Annotated in this window: 2 protein-coding genes; both read left to right on the top strand. The window is 70.2% G+C overall.

From position 1 onward, the window contains the following. Positions 1-1818, top strand: a complete 1818-nt coding sequence (locus GOPIP_RS17390; RefSeq protein WP_006371059.1) for a DUF4012 domain-containing protein — start codon at positions 1-3, stop codon at positions 1816-1818. Beyond that, positions 1815-19793, top strand: coding sequence for a non-ribosomal peptide synthetase (locus GOPIP_RS17385; RefSeq protein WP_006371058.1), 17979 nt, complete (start codon positions 1815-1817; stop codon positions 19791-19793). Before GOPIP_RS17390 ends, GOPIP_RS17385 begins: the two co-directional genes overlap by 4 nt. Positions 19794-19875 lie beyond the last annotated feature (82 nt).

Genomic DNA, 19875 nt, shown 5'->3' with positions numbered 1-19875 from the left:
ATGAGGGCACCCGAGGCGAGAGTTCATCGGTCCCGGCTGCGATGGCGGCGGGTATGGCTCGGCGGTGCGCTCCTGCTGGCCGCACTGGTCGCGGTGGGCTGCTATCTGGGTGTCCGCGCCGAACAGGCGCGGTCGGCTCTGGGCGACGCGCAGGACCACGCGGTGACCGCGAAAGCGGCACTGCTGTCCGGCGATTCGCGCAGAGCGTCGGGGGAGGCGTCGGCCGTACGTGACTCGGCGGCCGACGCCTACGCCGCCACCAACGACCCCCTCTGGCGGGCCGCGGCAGCGGTACCGTGGCTGGGCCGGCCGTTGGCCGGCGTGCGTGAGATGACCGACATCGTCACCCGATTCAGCGACGAGGTCCTCATCCCCAGCGCCGCACTGGCCGGCACCATCGGACCGTCGACGCTGCGCACCGCCGACAACGGCGTCGACGTCGCGGCCCTGCGCAGCGCCGCCCCGCGCATCACCGCGATGGCCGACGACGCCACCCGCCTCGCGCAGCGCGCCCGCGGTATCGACGGCAGCTGGCTCGGGCCGGTCGCGCAGGCACGCACAGACCTCGCCGCGCAACTGGACTCGGCCGCACGCACCGCGCAGGGTACGTCGGTGGCTGCGCGACTGGCCCCGGCCATGCTCGGCGCGGACGGCCCCCGAAACTACTTCGTGGCCTTGCAAACACCGTCGGAGGCCCGCGGAACCGGCGGACTGGTCGGCGGATTCATCATCATCCGCGCCGAGAACGGGCACCTGCGCGCCGCCGAAACCGGCCGCAACATCGACATGTTCCGCCCGAGCAACCCGCAGATCGACCTCGGTGACGGCTTCGACACCTTGTACTCGACGGTCGAGCCCTACACCGACTTCCGCAACAGCAACCTGAGCCCCGACTTCACCGACGCCGCGAAGATCTGGATGGCCAACTGGCAGGCGCAGACCGGCACGGCCCTCGACGGGGCGGCGGCACTCGACCCGGTCGCCCTGAGCTACGTACTCCGCGTGACGGGGCCGGTGTGGTTGCCGTCGGGCGAACTGATCACCGCCGACAACGTCGTACCGCTCACCTTGTCGCAGGTTTATACTCGCTTCGCCGACGACAACACCGCGCGCAAGGCCTACCTGCAGACCATCTCCCGCACCGTTGTCGCCGACGTCCTCGGCGCCCACGCCGATGCCGGCCGGCTCCTCGAAGCACTCGGCCGCGGCGTGGCGGAACGTCGGATCATGCTCTACAGCAGCAGATCCGATGAGCAGGACATCATCGCGTCCACCGCGCTGGCACATCAGTTACCCGACGATTCGGCCCCGCTGATGGACGCGACCATCACCAACGCGGCAGGTAACAAACTCGACTACTACCTGCGCCGCGAACTGAGCTACACCGCAGGTGACTGCACCGCCGGCATGCGCGATGCGACCGCACGTGTGACGCTGACCAACACCGTCACCGATCTCTCGTTGCCGCAGTACGTGATCGGTTCGATGGGAGCGGTGGGCAGCGGCCTGCCACCGGGCACCAATGCGGCCGGCGTGCAGATCGCGCTGACCCGCGGCGCGCAGGTCCGCAAGGTCACCCTCGACGGACAATCGGTGCTCTACGGCACCAGCGAACTCCACGGTCATCCGGTGGTCCGCACCCGCGTACCACTGGCACCCGGTCAGCGCAGTGTCCTCGAGGTGACCCTGACCGAACCCACCTCGGCCCGCGGCGACGCACAGGTGCCCGTGCAGCCGCTCGTCGACACCCCGCCCGTGCACGTGTCGGTGCCGTCGTGCGGTGCGGCGACCGGGCAGAGGGCACAGGGATCGCCATGACCGAGAAGATCCAGGTGACCGAACTGACCGCGGCGCAACGCTTCTTCTGGTTGCGGCAGCAGGCGATGCCGTCGGTGCCGTTGAACATGGCGCAGGTGACCGACATCGAGGGTCCGCTCGACCGTGAATCCTTCCTCACCGAACTCGCCGAGCAGGGACGCCGAGCGCGAGTCATGCAGCTGCGGTTCGAGGAGGGCCCCCGCGGCCCGGTGTGCATCTACGATCCGTCGTTGCATGATCACGTCGAATACGTCGATGTCGGTGACCGACCGGATCCGAATGGGGCTGTGCAAGACATCATCGACGCCGATTTACACCGCGCGGTCGATGTGACCGCCGATCGATTGGCACGGGCCGTCCTGTTCCGGTTGTCAGATCACCGACATCAGCTCTACAACCGTGCGCATCACCTGACCACCGACGGGGTGGCCACTCGCGACAACCTGGTGTGCGCGTTACGTCGTTGTCTTTCCCGCGACCCGAGCGCACCGTCGGTGCCCGTCGCCGACCTCTCCGCCGCACCCGCCGCCGACCACGCCTACCAGAGCTCGTCGCGCCGCGCCCGTGACGCCGACTACTGGCGTGAGGTCCTCGCCGGCCGCGACCCCGCGACCTCACCGGCGCACCGTTCGGGCGGGCCGGCCTCCCGCAATCACACGGTGGCGGCACCGATCCCGATGGCGACGATGGACGCGATCCGCACGCTCATCACGGCCATGCCCACCAGCCTGCCGACACTGATCGCGACCGCCGCCGCGGGCTATCTGAGCCGTCGCACCGGCGACGCCGACGGTGCGCTGACCCTCGCGGTAGCCGCACGGACGACGGCCGCACTGCGCGCCACACCATTGCCGACCATCAACTTCGTGCCGCTACGCGCCGGCGTCGGCCGACGCGCCGAGATCCATGCCGCCGTGCGCACCACCGAGCGGGCGATGCTCGGCGCACTACGTCATCAGCGGTACCGGTTCGAGGACATCGTCACCGAACACGGCGATCACACCGGCGGACCGGTCCTCAACCTGATGCTCTTCGACCGTGAGATGCGATTCGGCGAGACGACCGTCCGATTCTCCTCGGTGACCACCGGACCGGCAGAAGACCTGGCCATCAACGTGTTCCCGTCCGGAACTCTCGCCGAATCCACCGACAGCGGCACCTTCATCGTGGAGATCGAGGCCAACCCGCGCCGCTACGACCCGGCCGAGGTGACGGCGTTCCACGACGGACTGCTCGCGATGCTCGGTGCACTCGCCGACGCACTGACCGCCCCAGGGTCTGCGCACGTCACCATCGACGACCTGCCTCTGCCCGCGCGCACCCCCGAGGTGCCCGGCACCGAAAGTCCCATGGACACCCTGCCGGACCTCATCGCCGCCACGGTCGCCCGCGCCGGAAACGACGTGGCCGTTGACGGCAGCCTCCTGGGCGAGCCCGTGGTGACCTTCGCCGATCTCGACGCGCGCACCGCCGACCTCGCGCGCCGGCTCTCGGCGCTCGGAGCCCGGCCCGGCACCCGGGTCGTGGTGCTGATGCGCCGCAGCGTCGATCAGGTCATCGCCTGGTGGGCGGTCGCGCGCAGCGGTGCGACGATCGTGCTGATCGACCCGACCCAGCCGACCGCGCGGATCGACCGGATGCTGGCGACAGCCGCTCCGGTCCTCATCCTCGCCACGAGCCCCGAACATGGTGCGCGGACGGGCATTCCGTCACGGCCCCTTGACGATCTCACCGATGTCGCACCCCATGCCGGCCGGCTACCGGCACCGCTTCCGTCCGACGCCGCCTACATCGTGTTCACCTCGGGAAGCACCGGCGAACCCAAGGGCGTCGTCGTCCCGCATACCGGGCCGGCCGCCATCGCGCCCGACATGTGGGCCCGATTCGGGGCGGGTGACGGGATCGATGTCGGGGCGCGCTGGCTCGCGGTGGCATCACCGATGTTCGACATGGCCCACTTCGAGATGCTGGCGTGTGCCGCGCTGGGCCACACCCTGATTCCGGCCGCCGGACTCGACGACGACCTCGGCCGCGCGCTGCTCGATCACCGCATCACCCACCTGATGGCCACCCCGACCGTCCTGAATCGGATTCCCGCGCACACACTGCCGCCGACCGTGTCGGCGATCGGCGAGGCACTGTCACCGGCGCTCGCGGCCCGCATCACGCGTCGACCACCGGGAGGGGGCGGCGCGCGGCGGGTGTTCAACACCTACGGTCCCGCCGAGGCGACGCTGTATGCGACGGCCGCGCCGATCACCGCCGACGTCCACCTCGACCGGCCGGTACCCATCGGCCGACCGGTCCCGGGGATGGCCGCGCTGGTCCTCGATCACCGGCTGCGACCGGTGGCCGACGGGATCATCGGCGAACTCTATCTGTGCGGACCACAACTCGCGCACGGATACCGGGATCGGCCCGGACTCACCGCGACGAGATTCCTCGCCTGCCCGTGGCGCGACGGCGCCCGGATGTACCGGACCGGTGATCTCGCGCGCCGCGACCCGACCACCGGTGATCTCGTCTTCGGCGGCCGAGCCGACGGGCAACTCTCGGTCCGCGGGGTCCGCGTCGAACCGGCCGAGATCGAGAACGCCGCCACGGAGGTCGACGGTGTCGGCGCCGCGGTCGTCGTCGCCGGCCACGCACCCGACGGCGACCTGGCGCTCGACGTCGCCTGCGTGGCGACCGGTGCCGCACCGGGCGGCGACGGACTCGAACGGGCGGTGCGGGCACATCTCATCGCGACCCTGCCATCGGTGATGTGGCCGCGGCGTGTCCTGATGCTCGATCAGTTGCCGACCGGCCCGACCGGCAAGATCGATCGCGACGCCGCGGCGCGCGCGGTGGCCGGGATCGCGCTGCACGAACCGGAATTCGTGGCCGCCACCTCCGACGTCGAATGCGCGCTCGGCGAGATCGTCGCCGACGTGCTTCGGGTGGAACGGGTCTCGATGGCCGCCTCGGTCATCGACCTGGGCGGCACCTCGCTGACGATGCTGGAGATCATGGCGCGCCTCGGCGCACGGGTGGGCCGTCCGCTGCGCATCGGCGAGCTGACCCCGGCCACCACCCTGGCCGAGATCGCCGCACGCGTCGACACCGGTGACCTCACGGCCGCCACCGCACCGGTCACCGCGCCGGTCGTGACGCCGGCACAACACCAGATCTGGGCCTTGAACCGCTCCGACCCGGCCGACCATGTGTACCACCTCGCCGTGCGGGTCGAGTTCGCACCGGGTACGGGAACCGAACCGGTGACCGCGGATCTCGTGACTGCGGATCTCGTGACATCGGCGCTGACCGACCTCGCCCTGCACCACGACGCGCTGCGCCGCGTCTTTCCCGCCCGGCCCGACGGCACCCCGACGGTACGCCTACTACCCACCCAGGCGATGGTCGACGCGCTGCCGATCGCCCGGGATACGTTGAGCCCGAGCATGGTTCGCGCAGTGGTGGCTGCGCCCTTCGATCTCACCGTCGACCCTCCGTGGCGTGCCGTTCTCGACGACAGCCGGGGTGCGGTGTCGATGGTGTTCGTGGTCCATCACATCGCGGTCGACGGCTGGTCGATCCCGATCCTGGTGCGGGACATGCTGATCGCGGTCACCGCACGCACCCGCCACCGACTGCCGGAGTTCCCCGGGCCCGGAGACTTCCGCGGTGGGCGACCCGTCGCCGATTCCGATGCGGGACACAGCTACTGGCGGGACGTGCTCGCCGGTGCCCCGACGCGACTCGCGCTGCCCGAGGCACGTACGGTCCGCGACGGGTATACCGAAGCGGTTCATCTGGACCGGGTCGTCGACGCGAGGCTCTCGGCGGCGGCCACCGCCCAAGCCGCCGGCGCCGGTGCCACCCTGCAGGCGCTGGTCCGGGTGGCCGTGGCCGCCGTCCTCGCCGGTGTCGTCGGCGACGACGACGTCGTCATCTCGGTGCCGACCTCCGGGCGCTGGAGTTCCTCCGACCTCGAGCGGGTCGGCATGTTCGTCCGGACGGTCCCGGTACGGTCTCGCGCAGTCGCGTCGCAGACCGTCGCGGAGGCGCTCGCGGGATCGGTGGCCGCGCTACAGGCCGGGATGCGCCACGCCGACACCGCACCCGCACAGCTCGCCGATGTGGTGCTGGCGCAGGCAAATACGATGGACGGTACCGAACTCGGTCGGGAACCCGTACTGCCGGGGCGCGCGGTGATCCGCTCGGCCACCCCGATCCGCACCGGGAGAGCCCGCACCGCACTGGAGTTCGTCGTCGACGACAGCGGAGACCAGCTGCGGTTGGCTCTGACGGTGGCACCCGATCGCGTCGACCCCGACGGCGCCGGGATTCTCCTCGACCACGTGGTCGACACACTGACCCGGCTGGCGCTCGCCGACCCGGCCACCCTCGTCGGGTCGTGCACCCCGACCGGACGTGGCGTCGCCGCGGAATGCCCGGTGGCCGGCGCCGACCCGATCCACGCACTACTCGCACACGTCGGCGCCACCCCGCACGCCATCGCCGTCACCGACGCCCGAACATCGATGACCTACGAGCAATTGTCCACGCGCGCATTCGAGATGGCGATGGATCTGCGTCGGGTCGGGGTGCGGGCGGGTGACCGGGTGGCATTGCTGCTCGGCCGTGGTGCCGAGACCGTGGTGGCGATGGTCGGGACCCTGATGGCCGACGCCGCCTACGTTCCGCTCGACCCGGAACATCCGCCCGCGCGCACCGCGGAACTCATCGCCGCGACTTCCCCGGCGGCGATCGTGGGCGACGGCCTGTTGATCGAACCCGGCCCGGGCCTCGGGACCGCGCCCCGCCGACCGGGGATCGCCTATATCATCCACACATCCGGATCGACCGGACGGCCCAAAGGTGTTGCGGTGCCGCGTACCGCGTTGTCCGCGATGCTCGGTGCCGCCCTCGACGTCGTCGACGCCACCCCCGCCGACGTGTGGAGTGCGACGCACTCGCACACCTTCGACTTCTCGGTGTGGGAGATCTTCGGCGCACTCTGTTCCGGTGGCCGCGTGGTGATCGTCGACCGCCCGGTGAGCCGGGACCCGGTGCTGCTGAGCGCAACCCTGAACGATTGTGGCGTCAGCATTCTCTCGCAGACCCCGACCGCGTTCGCGCGGCTCGCCGCACCGGATGGTGCCGGTTCGTCGAGTAGTGGTGGGTCGCGGTTGCCAGCCTTGCGGTGCGTCGTGTTCGGCGGCGAGGCGCTGCAAGCACCTGCGCTGCACGATTGGGCGCAGGCCAATCCTCGTGTGCGCCTGATCAACATGTACGGCATCACCGAGACCACGGTGCACCTCACCGCCGCCGACGTCGACACCACCGACGCCCGCAGCCTGATCGGCGCCCCGTTCGCCGGAGTCGGCTGGTCGGTGCGCGACCGGCATCTGCGTCCGGTGCCGGTGGGCGGACTCGGCGAACTGTACGTCAGCGGCGCGCAAGTCGCCGACGGCTACCTGCACGCGCCCGCCCTGACCGCGAGCCGCTTCGTCGCCGACCCCGACGGCTGCGGCACACGGATGTACCGAACAGGCGATGTGGTGCGGTTGATCGCGCCGGATCGGCTTGCCTACCTGGGCCGGTCGGACGATCAGATGCAGGTGCGTGGTCATCGCGTCGAGCCCGCCGAGATCGCCGCGGCTCTCGTCGAGGCGCCCGGCGTCCGCGAGGCACGCGTGGTGATCGCCGGCGGGACACAACCCGGCGATGAACAAATCCTCGCCTTCGTGATCGACGACGACACCACCGATAGCGACGTGTCGGCCCAGGAGCGCGAAGCCCTTCTTCAGCGCGCGTGCGCCACGCGGCTGCCCGGGTACCTGATGCCCACGCGCATCGGCGTCGTCGAGCGCTGGCCACTCACCGACAACGGCAAACTCGACCGGCACGCCCTGATCGCGGGACTGCCCGCGGTGACCGGCACCCCCGCCCCGCTGACCGCGGCACAACGTCGCGTCGCCGATCTCGTCGCCGAGATCGTTGGGCAACCCGGACCCCAGGCAGCCGGCCGCGCGACGCACGGGGACGGACCCGAGTTGTGGGGACCTGACGTCAACTTCTTCTCTGTCGGCGGAAACTCGTTGTCGGCGGCGCGACTTGCTGCACGGCTGTCGGGACCGGGTACCCAGGTCACTGTCGCCGACATCCTCGCCGCACCGACAATCCGCGGACTGACCGAACTGGTTGCCGCCGATGCTCGCACACCGTCGGTACGGCCTCGTGACGTCCTGTGGCCGGCGCAGCGCGCCCTGTGGGATGCCCATCGCGGACAGCCCGATTCGGCCGCATACCATCTGGCGTTGCGAGTCACGGTGCGTGCCGAGGTGCCCGTGGTGCGGGCAGCGCTGCTCGATCTCGCCGACCGGCATCCGATGCTGCGTGCGGTGTTTCCCGATCGCGGGGACGCAACTCCGGAGATCGTGGTTCTCCACGCCGACGCTCTCACCGGGAATCCACCGATCACCCAAAGCGATACGGTCCCCGACGCCGGTCAGGTCACCGAGATCGTCGATGCCCCCTTCGATCTGACCACCCGACCGGCATGGCGTGCGGTACTCGCCGACTCACCCGCGGGCACCGGCATCGTGCTCGTCGCCCACCACATCGCCGTCGACGGAGCATCGGTACCGATACTCCTCGACGACCTGCACACAGCGCTGACGGCACGCCTGTGCGGACGCAGCCCACGCTGGTCCGAGCAGCCCGACGAGCTGCAGGTCTCGGTACGCGACGACGACACCGCCTATTGGAGAACGGTTCTCGACGGCGCACCCGAACACCTCGCCCTCCCGGAACCACCCCGACGGCACCCGGCGACCGAGAAACCCGCAGTGGTCCACGAGCGCCGTATCGACGCCGACACCGCCGCTGCGGTCAACGACGTGGTGGCCGGAGCCGGCACCACGCTGTACTCGGCGCTGTGGGTGGCACTGGCCGCGACACTCGCCGCCGTCACCGACTTCGACGACGTCGTCGCGGCGATCCCGGTTGCCCTTCCTGGCGGACCCCGCGTCGGTATGCGCGCCACCACCGTTCCGGTGCGGTGGTCGGCGGTGACGGCGGACCACCGGCCCGTCGTCGCGCTGCCGATCGACGAGGCACTCGTGCACGCACACCGCACGATCGCCGATGCCGCCACTCACGCCGCGTCGGCGCCGGCGACCCTGCCCGACGTGCTGCTCGACCATGCCGCCGCGCTGCCTGACTCACCGGGACTGCTGATCACCGACATCACGCCGATCGATGTGGGAATCACCCGCACCGCACTCGAATTCACGGTGCGTACGGTCGACGACGGAGCGCTGTCGGTGCAGGTGACGGCGTCACCCGCCCGGGTCGACGCCGCAGCGGTGGAACCGATGCTCGAGTATTTCGTCGCCGCCCTGACGGCCCTGACCGACTCGTCGACACGGTGTGTGGCCGAGTGCCTGCCTGCCGGTGTTCTCGCCCAGCCCACTTCTGTTCACCCCAATGTTTCTGCGCAGTCGATCGATCCCGTCGACGCGGTGCGTGCCATGGCGACGCGCCAGCCCGACGCTGTGGCAATTGTCGCCTCCGGCGAGGTCGCGCTCGTCGACTCCGACGATGTGCTCACGTACCGCGACCTGTGGTGTCGTGCCGAGCAGGTGGCCGAGAAGTTGCATGCGGCCGGGACCCGCCCGGGGACCACGGTCGTGCTGGCATTGCGCCGGGGGAGTGAGGCGGTCGTGGCCGCGCTGGGTGTGCTCGCCGCGGGCGCGGTGTTCGCGCCCGTCGACCCGGACCTGCCACCGGCGCGACAACGGTTGCTGTACCGCCGAATCGGGCCCGGTGCGACGATTCGCGAAGGCCTCGAGATCAGCCCCGCCCACAGCGGGACCGGCCCCGCGATGCCCGGCGCCGCCTACGTCATCCACACGTCGGGATCGACCGGCGCACCCAAGGGCGTGGTCGTCGACCGGACCGCGATGGCCGCGATGCTCGGCGCCTCACTTTCCCGTCTCGGGTGCACCGGTGAGATGGTCGGGAGCTGGTCGCACGCATTGGCCTTCGACGCCTCCGTGTGGGAGATCTTCGGCCCGCTCGCCGCGGGCGGACGGGTCGTCGTCTTCTCCGACGACGACGTCCGCGACCCGGCACGCTTCGCCGCCGGCCTGACCCGTCACCGCGTGACCCACTGCGCACAAACCCCGAGTGCGTTTGCGCGACTGACCGATTCCTCGGCGCTCCAAGCGCTCGCCGGCACTGCCGACGTGTCACTGGCGTCGCTGCGAACAGTGATCCTCGCGGGTGAGGCCGTCGACCCGGCGCGGTTGCGCGGATGGGTGTCGGCGCACCCCGAGGTACGGCTGCTCACCATGTACGGGCCCACCGAGACCACCGTGCAGGTGCTCTGCGGGGAGATCGACCTCGACGACGACCGCCCGATCATCGGCACACCACTCGACGGCGCCCACGCCGAGGTCTGCGATCGGCACGGGCGGGCCGTACCGCTCGGTGGACGCGGCGAACTCCAGCTCTCCGGGCCGCAACTCGCGCTCGGCTATCTCGGTGACCCCTCGACGACCGCGACGCGATTCGTGGCCGGCCCCGACGGCATCCGCCGCTACCGCACGGGTGATCGGGTGCGGCTGTTGCCCGATCGGCGGATCGCCTTCCTCGGGCGCGTCGACGACCAACTGAAGATCCGCGGATTCCGCATCGAACCGGCCGAGATCGTTGCCGCGCTCACCGCGGCGCCCGACGTCCTCGACTGCCGGGTGCTGCAGGACGGAGTCGCGAGTGCAGCGCGTCTCGTGGCGGCCGTCCGCGTGGGCGCCGCAGCGCAGGCGGTACCCTCTGAGTCAGCCCTGATCTCGTGGTGTGCGGAACGACTGCCCGCCTATGCGGTGCCCAGCCGCATCCTCGTCGTCGACGAGTGGCCGCTGACCGCCAACGGCAAGATCGACCACACCGAACTCCTCCGAAAGATACACTCCTCCAACGGTATCGGCCGGCCATTGACACCGCGTGAGGAGATGGTGGCCGCCGCGATTCGTGAGTGCCTCGACAGCGGCGAAGACCAAGGGGCATCGGCACCGCTCGACCCCGACACCGACCTCGTCACCCTCGGCATCAACTCGTTGACCGCCGCGCGCCTGGCCGCCCGACTGTCTTTGCACGGCAGCAGAATCGGTGTCACCGAGGTGTTCGCCCATCCCACCATCGCCGGGCTGTCGCAGTTGTTGTCGACCTCGCCGATCGTCGACGACGACGCGGTCCCGGACCTGTGGGAGGTCGAGGACAGCGCCGACCCCGATCACCCAGGGCTGACACCGGAGCAACTCGATCTGTGGCTGCGCTGGCGCGCCGACCCCGACCAACCCGGCTACGTGCTCGCCGGCATCGTCCCGGTACCGGGCACCGACGCCCGCGAGATCCGGCGTCGGGTGGCCGAACTGGTCCGCCGACACGACTGCCTGCGCACCGGCTTCCCGGAACTCGACGGGGTGCCCTATCAACGACTGTGGACCGACGACGAGGTCGACGCCTACCTCGGTGCGCTCGATCCCCTCACCGACGTCGACGCCGACGAAGTCCTCGCCGAGATCGCCCGCCGCCCCATCGATCTCACCGTGTCCCTGCCGTGGCGGGCGCGGCTCGTCGACACGCCGGGTGGGTATCGGCTGGTGTGCGTGATCCACCACATCAGCGCCGACGGCGAGACCGCTCGCATGCTGCGCCGAGAACTCACAACCGGTCCACCGACCGACTCCGCGCGTCGTCTCGACTACCGGCAGTACAGCAGATGGCGACAAGCGATGGTGCGCAGCCACCGCGACCGTCTCACCGGCTACTGGTCGCGGGTGTTCGCCGAACCCATCGTGCCGCTCACCGTGACCGACATGGACCTCGCCGCGACGGGATCGGGAGCCACACATCACGGGCGAGTGGTGTTTCCGACGGAGTTGACCGCGCGGATCGATCGGTGCGCGGCCGCGGTCGGGAGTACCCCGTTCATCGTGGTGCACACCGCGATCGCCGTGGTCCTGACTCGCCAGGCCGCTGCTGCGGAACGCGTCATGACCGCCGGCGGTGCGTCGGAATGCACCGTGGGCACGGCGGTGTCGGGACGGGCCGATCCTCGATGGAGCACGGTCTGCGGGCTCTTCGCGCGGGCCGTCCCGCTGCGCACCCGCATCGAACCGGACGACACCTTCGCCACACTGTTGCGCCGCAACACTCTCGGCGTTCTCGGGGCGATCGACCATTCGGATCTGCCGTTGGCCGAGATCGCCGCGATCGCCGACCCGGAGCGTGAACGCGCGGGCCGATCCCTCGTCGACGTCGTGGTCGGTGAGATACCACCGGACTTGAGCGTGACCGGGCCGGATACGACCGGACTGGATACGACCGGGCTGGGCACGACCGGCAGAACCCAGGCCGCGCTGGACATCATGCTCGGCCGCGACGGCGATCGGACGTATCTCGTTGCCGCATGCCGGGACTCGGTCACCGATGCCGGCCGCCTCGAGGCGCTCCTGACCGCCATCACCGAGACCCTGGAAAGCGGCACCGCCGATCCCGCGCTGCCGGTACGCGCCCTGACACGCACACCGGTGCCGCAATCGAGCGTGGAGACGCCGGTCATCTCCGCCCGCACGCGTGCGCCCCAGACTCTTGCCGAGCTCCTCGATCGTCAGCCCGTGCCGGACGCCACGCGGCCGGCGATCATCGATGTGACACATCGCTTTCCCGGATACGGCGAGGTCCTGTGCCACGCGGACGTCGAGCGGCTGGTGCGGATTCTCGCGTGGGCGTTGCGGGATCGCGGCCTCGGGCCCGGAGACGTTGTCGCGAAGCATCTACCGCGATCGTGCTTCGATGTCGTCGCGACGATGGCGCTGGCGCGTGTCGGTGCGGCATTCGTCAACCTCGACCCCGCGGACCCACCCCGGCGCCGGGAGCGGCTGATCGAGCGCTCCGGGGCGCGCACGATCCTGACGCTGCGCGCCGATCGTCCGCCCCGACTGCCCGTCAGGATCGCGGTCGTGGCACTCGACGACCCCGACCTCTACCGCTCCCGCCGCGTCACCGAGTTCGAACCCCGACATCGCACCCGCACACTGCAACTCGACGACGTCGCCTACCTCGCGTTCACCTCCGGGACGACCGGGACACCCAAGGGTGTTGAGATCACCCATCGCGGGCTGGCCGCGTGGGCGCTGACCACCGCCGAACGACTCGGACTCGACGCCACCGACCGGGTGATGCACACCCACACCACGGCATTCGACGCCCACCTGATGGGTGTGGTGCCGGCGCGCGCGGCGGGCGCATGCATCGTCATCTGCCCACCCGAGGTGATGGCCGGAACCGAACTCGCCACCGAGATCACACGGTCGGCGGTGACGGTGCTGATGACCACGCCATCGGTGCTGAGCACCCTCGACCCGGCCCAGGTGGCGCGGCTGCGGCATGTGGTGGTGGGTGGAGAAGCGTTGCCGCGCACGCTCCTGAGTCGGTGGACGTCGTCGGTGTCGGTGACCAACGAGTACGGGCCCACCGAGACGACCGTCGCGATCAGCAGCGCCACGTACCGTCAGGACACCGCCGGTGCCGTGAGCATCGGCACCCCCGTCCCGGATATCGAAGCGCTGGTGTTGGATTCGTCGCTGCAGTCGGTTCCCGACTACACCGTTGGCGAGTTGTACGTCGCCGGAGCCGCATTGGCGCGCGGCTATCTCGCGGACACCTCCACCACCGCCTCGCGATTCGTCGCGCGCCCCTTCGGCGACGGTGATCGCATGTATCGCACCGGCGATCTGGTCCACCGGCGCGGCGACGGCTCGTTGGTGATCCACGGTCGCGCCGACGACCAACTCAAGATCCGTGGTGTGCGGATGGAGGCCGAGGAGATCAACGCCGCGCTCGCCGGATTGCCCGGGGTGGCGGCCGCCGCCAGTGCGGTGCGTACCAACCGGGCCGGTGAGCCACTGCTGGTCTCGTGGGTCATCCCGGCGCCCGGCGATCGGCCGCGTCCCGAGCGGTTGCGTGAACAAGCGCGGACCGTGTTGCCGCGCACCATGGTTCCGGCCGCGATCGCGGTGGTCGACCGCTTCCCGACCCGACCGAGTGGCAAGATCGATCATCCCCGGTTGCCGAATCCGGTTGCCGCGCAGGAGCCGGTGTCGGGAGCGGAGCGAGCGGGCCGAATTGTGCCCGCGAACACGCCGGTCACCACTTCCACCGAACAGCTCGTCGCCGAGGTCCTCGCGGAGGTTCTCGACTGCGCGGGCGCCGAGATCGGCTCGGACACCGATTTCTTCGCGCTCGGCGGAACGTCGCTGTCGGCGGCGCGGGTCCGGTCCCGACTCAGCGCGCGGACCTCTCGTGACCTCGACGCCGACGTCGTGTTCCGCGCGCGTACCGTCGGCGAGCTGGCCCGACGGATCGACTGCGCGGCAGACCTCACCGGCCCGATACCGCACCACGCGCCGCGTCCCGAGCATCTTCCACTGGCATATCCGCAGCGGCGCATGTGGATTCACCACCGCTTCGATCCCGAGGACACCACCTACCACATCCCGCTCGTCCTTCGGATTCGCGGATCCTACGATCCCGCGCGGGTCGTCCGTGCGTATCGCGCGGTCGTAGGTGCGCACGAGTCGCTGCGCACCGTCTTTCCCGATACCGGTCGCGGACCGGAACAACGTCTCACCACCGACGTTCCCGACCTCGTCGTGCAGTCGGTGAGCACTGCGGCGGTCCGCGACGCCATCGCGGCGGAAGTCGCACGTCCCTTCGACCTCGAACGCGAGACGGCCATCAGGGCACGGCTGTTCGTCAGCGGCGACGACCGTGACGAGGGGGAGACCGGCCTCGGCGGCGGCTACCTGGTGCTGACGCTGCACCACATCGCTGTCGACGGATGGTCGATGCGCATCCTCCTCGACGACCTGATGTCGGCCTACCGGACGGGACTACCCGCCGCGTCGGCACCCGACTATGCCGACTACACCCGGTGGCAGCGCGACATCCTCGGCGACCCGGACGATCCCACCAGTCGCTTCACCCGCGACATCGACTTCTGGACCACCGAACTCGGTGATGCGGGCGCACCCGTCGCGCTGCCCGGACCGCCCGGCGACAGCGGGGGCCGGGTGGTGCGGGACGTCGACGCGCACGTGATCACTGCTCTGCGGGAGCAGACGTCGGCGTTGGGCGCGAGCGTCTTTCACGCTGTCCACGGCGCACTGACCGCGACGTTGGGACGGCTGACCGGGGAGTGGGATGTCGTGGTCGGTGTCCCCGTGCACGGGCGCTCGGCGCCGCAGTGGGAGCGCGTTGTCGGTATGTTCGTCAACACCGTTGCGGTGCGCACCCGGCTGCAGCCGGGTGCGACTGTCGCCGACGCGGTGGCGTGTGCGCGGGAGGCGCATCTGCGGATCGCAGACCATCAGGAAGTGCCGTACGAGTCGGTGGTGCGTGCGGTGTGCCCGAATGCCCGGTCCACCCACGATCCGTTGACGTCGATCTTGTTGGTGGGGCAGGACGTGGTGCCGGAGCCCGACGCGAATATGCCCGGCGCCGGGAGCGAAGCGAGCGGGCCGAATATGCCCGGCGCCGGCGCCGGCTCCGGGAGCGAAGCGGTGCGTGCTGAGCCGGTGCAGGTGGTGCCCGAGCGTGAGGCTGCCGGCCATGATCTCGAGGTGATCGTCGGCGACCGTGACGGGGCGCTGGTACTGACGGTGGTGTATTCAGCCCGGGTGAGTGACCGGACGGCGAGCGCTGTGGCCGACGCACTCGTCGATGCGCTGGTTGGCTTCGCGGGCGCGGGTCGTGGGCTCGTCGGTGAGGAGACCGTGGCCGGGACGGACACCTCGGAGTCGGTGGCGGCGGCGTTCGCGGAGATCATGGCGGTCGATCGCGCGTCGGTGCGTGCGGATACCGACTTCTTCGATCTCGGTGGCACCTCACTGTCGGCGGCGCGGGTGGCCTCGCTGCTCACCCGGCAGCTCGGGTGGACGGTGTCGGCGAAGTGGCTGTTCGACCATCCGACCGTCGGTGAGCTCGCCGCCCGGCTCGACCGCCGGATCGCCGAGAAGGCGAACGACGGCGAGGTGGGTGTTGCGCCCGACACCGAACAGATCGCGACCGAGGGGGGCGACGTCCCGCTGACCGGGCCGCAACGACGGATGTGGATGGCGGCCGAGCTCGGCAAACCCGGTTATCACGTGCCGGTGCTCCTGCCGATCCCCGGTGGGGCCGGCGCCGGGAGTGGAGCGAGCGGGTCGAATTTTCCCGGCGCCGGGAGTGAAGCGAGCGGGCCGAATTTTCCCGGCGCCGGGAGTGAAGCGAGCGGGCCGAATTTTCCCGGCGCCGGGAGTGAAGCGAGCGGGCCGAATTTTCCCGGCGCCGGGAGCGAAGCGAGCGGGCCGAATTTTCCCAGCGTGCTGGACGTGCGAACTGCGGTGCGTACGTTGATCGGTCGGCATGCCGCGTTGCGCACCGTGTATCCGATGTCCGACGACGGGCCGCGCCAGCGGGTGCTCGACACCTGGGAGCCGACGATCGATCTGCTCGACGCCGGTGCGGTCGGCGAGATGCTCGCGACTCCGTTCGACTCGCTCGCCACCTCTCCACCGGTTCGGGTGGGCCTGATCGCCTCCGAGGAGCAGACGGTGTCTGCGGTGCTGGTGGTGGCGCATCACATCGCGCTCGACGGTGAGTCCGCGGTGGTCTTGCAGCGGGAACTGGCCGCGCTGCTCAGCGGGCCGAATCATCCTGGCGCCGGGAGCGCAGCGAGCGGGCCGAATCATCCCGGCGCCGGGAGCGCAGCGAGCGGGCCGAAGCATTTCGGCGGAACGCTTGCGGCGGCTCCGTCGGCCGCGCGGGTGAGCGGCCGGTTGCTGGCTGCCGAGTCCGCTGCGCGTGACCGCGAACTGGCGTATTGGCAACGTGTGCTGGCCGATCCGCCCGCGCCCCTCGTCCTCGATCACCTGCCGCACGCCGAGGGCAGGATCGTCCACACTCGTCGCGCGCTCCCGGCGGAGCTGTGGCCGCAGCTCGACGGGGCCGCACGGAGCCTGCGCGTCAGCCGATTCCACCTTGTCCACGCAGCCTTGGCGTGGGCGCTGGCCGTGCAGTCGGGCACCGATGACGTCGTCGTGGCGACCACCACGTCCCTGCGGCGAGACCCCGATCTGTCCGACGTGGTGGGGATGCTGGTCGCGACCGTCGTGCTGCGGACACGTCTCGACCCACGAATGACATGCGCAGAGTGGGTGAATCGGGTTCGAGACGACGATATCGCGGCGCTGGAGCACTCGTGGGTTCCGTTCGACGAGGTGATGCGGGAGATCGGGGTCACCGGCGGGTCGGTCGCTCCCTCGTTGGCGGAGGTGGCGTTGACGGTCGGTGCCGACGCGTCCGATCACACGCTCCTCGATCCGGCCACGATGGGTGACGTCGACGAGTCCCTCACGCCGATGGGGGATTTCGCGCTGCGCGTGATCGTCGAAGACGGAAAGTTACTTTGCGCGCATCGGGCGCAGTGGGCGGCTCCTGCGACCGTCGAGACCCTGATGGCACGCATGGAGACGGCGCTGCAGCTCCTCGTCGATGAGGCCGGAACACGCATGGCCTCGGTCGATCTGCTGTTGCCCGACGAGCAGACCCTGATCGAGGCGAGCGCGCACGGCGCGCCGTACACCGATCCCGCGACACTCGGTGACATGTTCGCCGAACCCGCTGCGCATCAGCCGGATCGCATCGCCATCGAGGACGGCACGACGCTGCTGAGCTATCGGCACCTCGACGACTGGGTGGCGGTGACCGCACACGCGTTGCGCGCGCGAGGTATCCGCAGTGGTGAGCGGGTGGCGATTCTCATCGAACGGTCCGTACGCCAGCAGGTCGCCTTCCGCGCCGTCACCCGGATCGGCGCGGTGCCCGTCCCCGTCGACGTGGCACATCCGCCGGCGCGGATCGACGCAGTTCTCGAGCGAACCGGCGCATACCCGTTGTACGACAACGATGTTCCGCCGCGCCCCTCCACGTCGGGAGCGTCGGTGACCGAGGTGCCGGTCGCGCGGGTGTCGCCGGCATCCGCGGCGTATGTGATCACCACGTCGGGTACCACCGGCACACCGAATGCGGTGGTCGTCGGGCACCGCGGGTTACGGCGGCTCGCGACCATCGCCCCGATCCGATCCGACGACCGGGTGGCGGCGATGGTCAGCGTCGGCTTCGACCCGTCGATCATGGAAATGGTGCTGCCGCTGGCGGCCGCCGCGCGGTTGGTGGTCGCACCCGCCGGGATCACCGCCGGGACGGAGTTGACCGAGTGGCTTGTCACGCAACGGATCACGGTGTTCATCGCAACGCCGTCGGTGCTCGCGACGCTCGACGTGCAGCAACTCACATCGGTACGACTGGTCTTCGTCGGAGGTGAGGCGCTGTCACCGTCGATCGCGCGTGCGTGGGCTGCGCGCTGCGAACTCGTCAACGTGTACGGCCCGACCGAGGCCACGGTCGCGGCAACCTTCGCACCCGTGCGCCCGGACGGGGCGGTACGGATCGGCAGACCCATCGACGGCACCACCGTCGCCGTCCTCGACCGTTGGTTGCGACCGGTACCGCCCGGCGTCGACGGCGAGCTGTATCTCGCGGGAGATGCACTGGCACAAGGCTATCTGGGTGATACTGCATTGACGTCGGTGCGCTTCGTGGCTTGCCCCGGCGGCGGCCGCATGTATCGCACCGGCGACCGGGTGCGTCTCGAGGGTGACGGTGCGCTGACATATGTGGGCCGGGCGGACCGGCAGATCAAGCTTCGGGGGCAGCGGGTGGAGCCGGCGGAGATCGAGGCCGTCCTGATGGGCGCGGGCGCCACCCAGGCCGCGGCCGTCGTGCGGCCGGGACCCGCGGGGCCGATGCTCGTCGCCTACGTGGTCGGCGTCGGCGGTGCCGAGGCAGAGCGAGCGTGCCGGCAGCGACTACCGCGACACATGGTGCCCGCCCAGGTGATCGTGGTCGACGAGATCGCACGCACCGTGACCGGGAAGATCGACACCTCCCGGCTGCCCGCGCCTGCCGGGCCGTCGTCGCACGAGCGTGATTCCGGAAGCTGCAGTGCCACCAACGATCTGGAGCGCCAGGTGATCTCGGCGTTCGATGCGGTGTTGGGCTGCGAACCCGGCGTCGACGACGACTTCTTCGCCCTCGGCGGGCATTCGCTTCTGCTGCTGCGGCTGCATGCCGAGATCGTCGATCACACCGGGCTGCGTCCGGATCTGGCCGATCTCGTGGCCCGTCCGACCCCGCGCGGGGTGGCCGCCGCAATGGCGCGCGTCGGTACCGACCAGGAGCGCGTCGTCGACTTCGACTGTGCCGACAACGATCCCGGACTGCCGCTCCTGTGGGCGGTGCACGGCGTGAGCGGCATGCCGACACCGTTCCGCCCGTTGGCTGCGACGTCGGGACATCGGGTCGTGGGACTGCAACTCCCCGAACTGCTTTCCGGTGATATGCCCGACAACATGGCCGAGATCGCGCGGCGTCACGTTGACGCGATCCGCCGTCGGCAGCTGTCGGGACCCTACCGGCTGATCGGGTGGTCGATCGGCGGGAACCTGGCCCATGAGATCGCCCGCCAACTCACCGACCTCGGTGAGCGGGTCGAGCTGCTGGTGTTGATGGACGCACGGACCCCCGACGAGCTGGCGCAGGCTCCGGCACACGAGGGCACAGCGGCCGATGTGGTTGTCGCCGAACGGTTGCGGGCTCTCATCGCTGCGGTGCGTGCGCATCGGACCGGTCGCGTCGAGGTCGACGAGGTGCTCTACGTGGCGTCGGCACAGACCGGCGACATCTCCGGGTGGGAGTCGTTGGTGAGTGCGACGCCGCGGGTGGCACGGCTCGACGTCTCCCACGCCGAATTGGGGGAGCCGGATGTGATGGCGCGGGTCGCGCAGTTGGTGGCCGACCGTGCCGTCGCGCGAGGGCACTGAGGCCCGACCCGTCCCTCGCGTCTTTGCCGACGCGACCAGGAGCATCGGTACAGCAAAGTCGGCGTTTGTGCTGCGTAGAGGG

The sequence above is a fragment of the Gordonia polyisoprenivorans NBRC 16320 = JCM 10675 genome (assembly GCF_000241325.1).
Lineage (GTDB): Bacteria > Actinomycetota > Actinomycetes > Mycobacteriales > Mycobacteriaceae > Gordonia > Gordonia polyisoprenivorans.
This window is presented reverse-complemented; position numbering and strand designations above follow the sequence as displayed.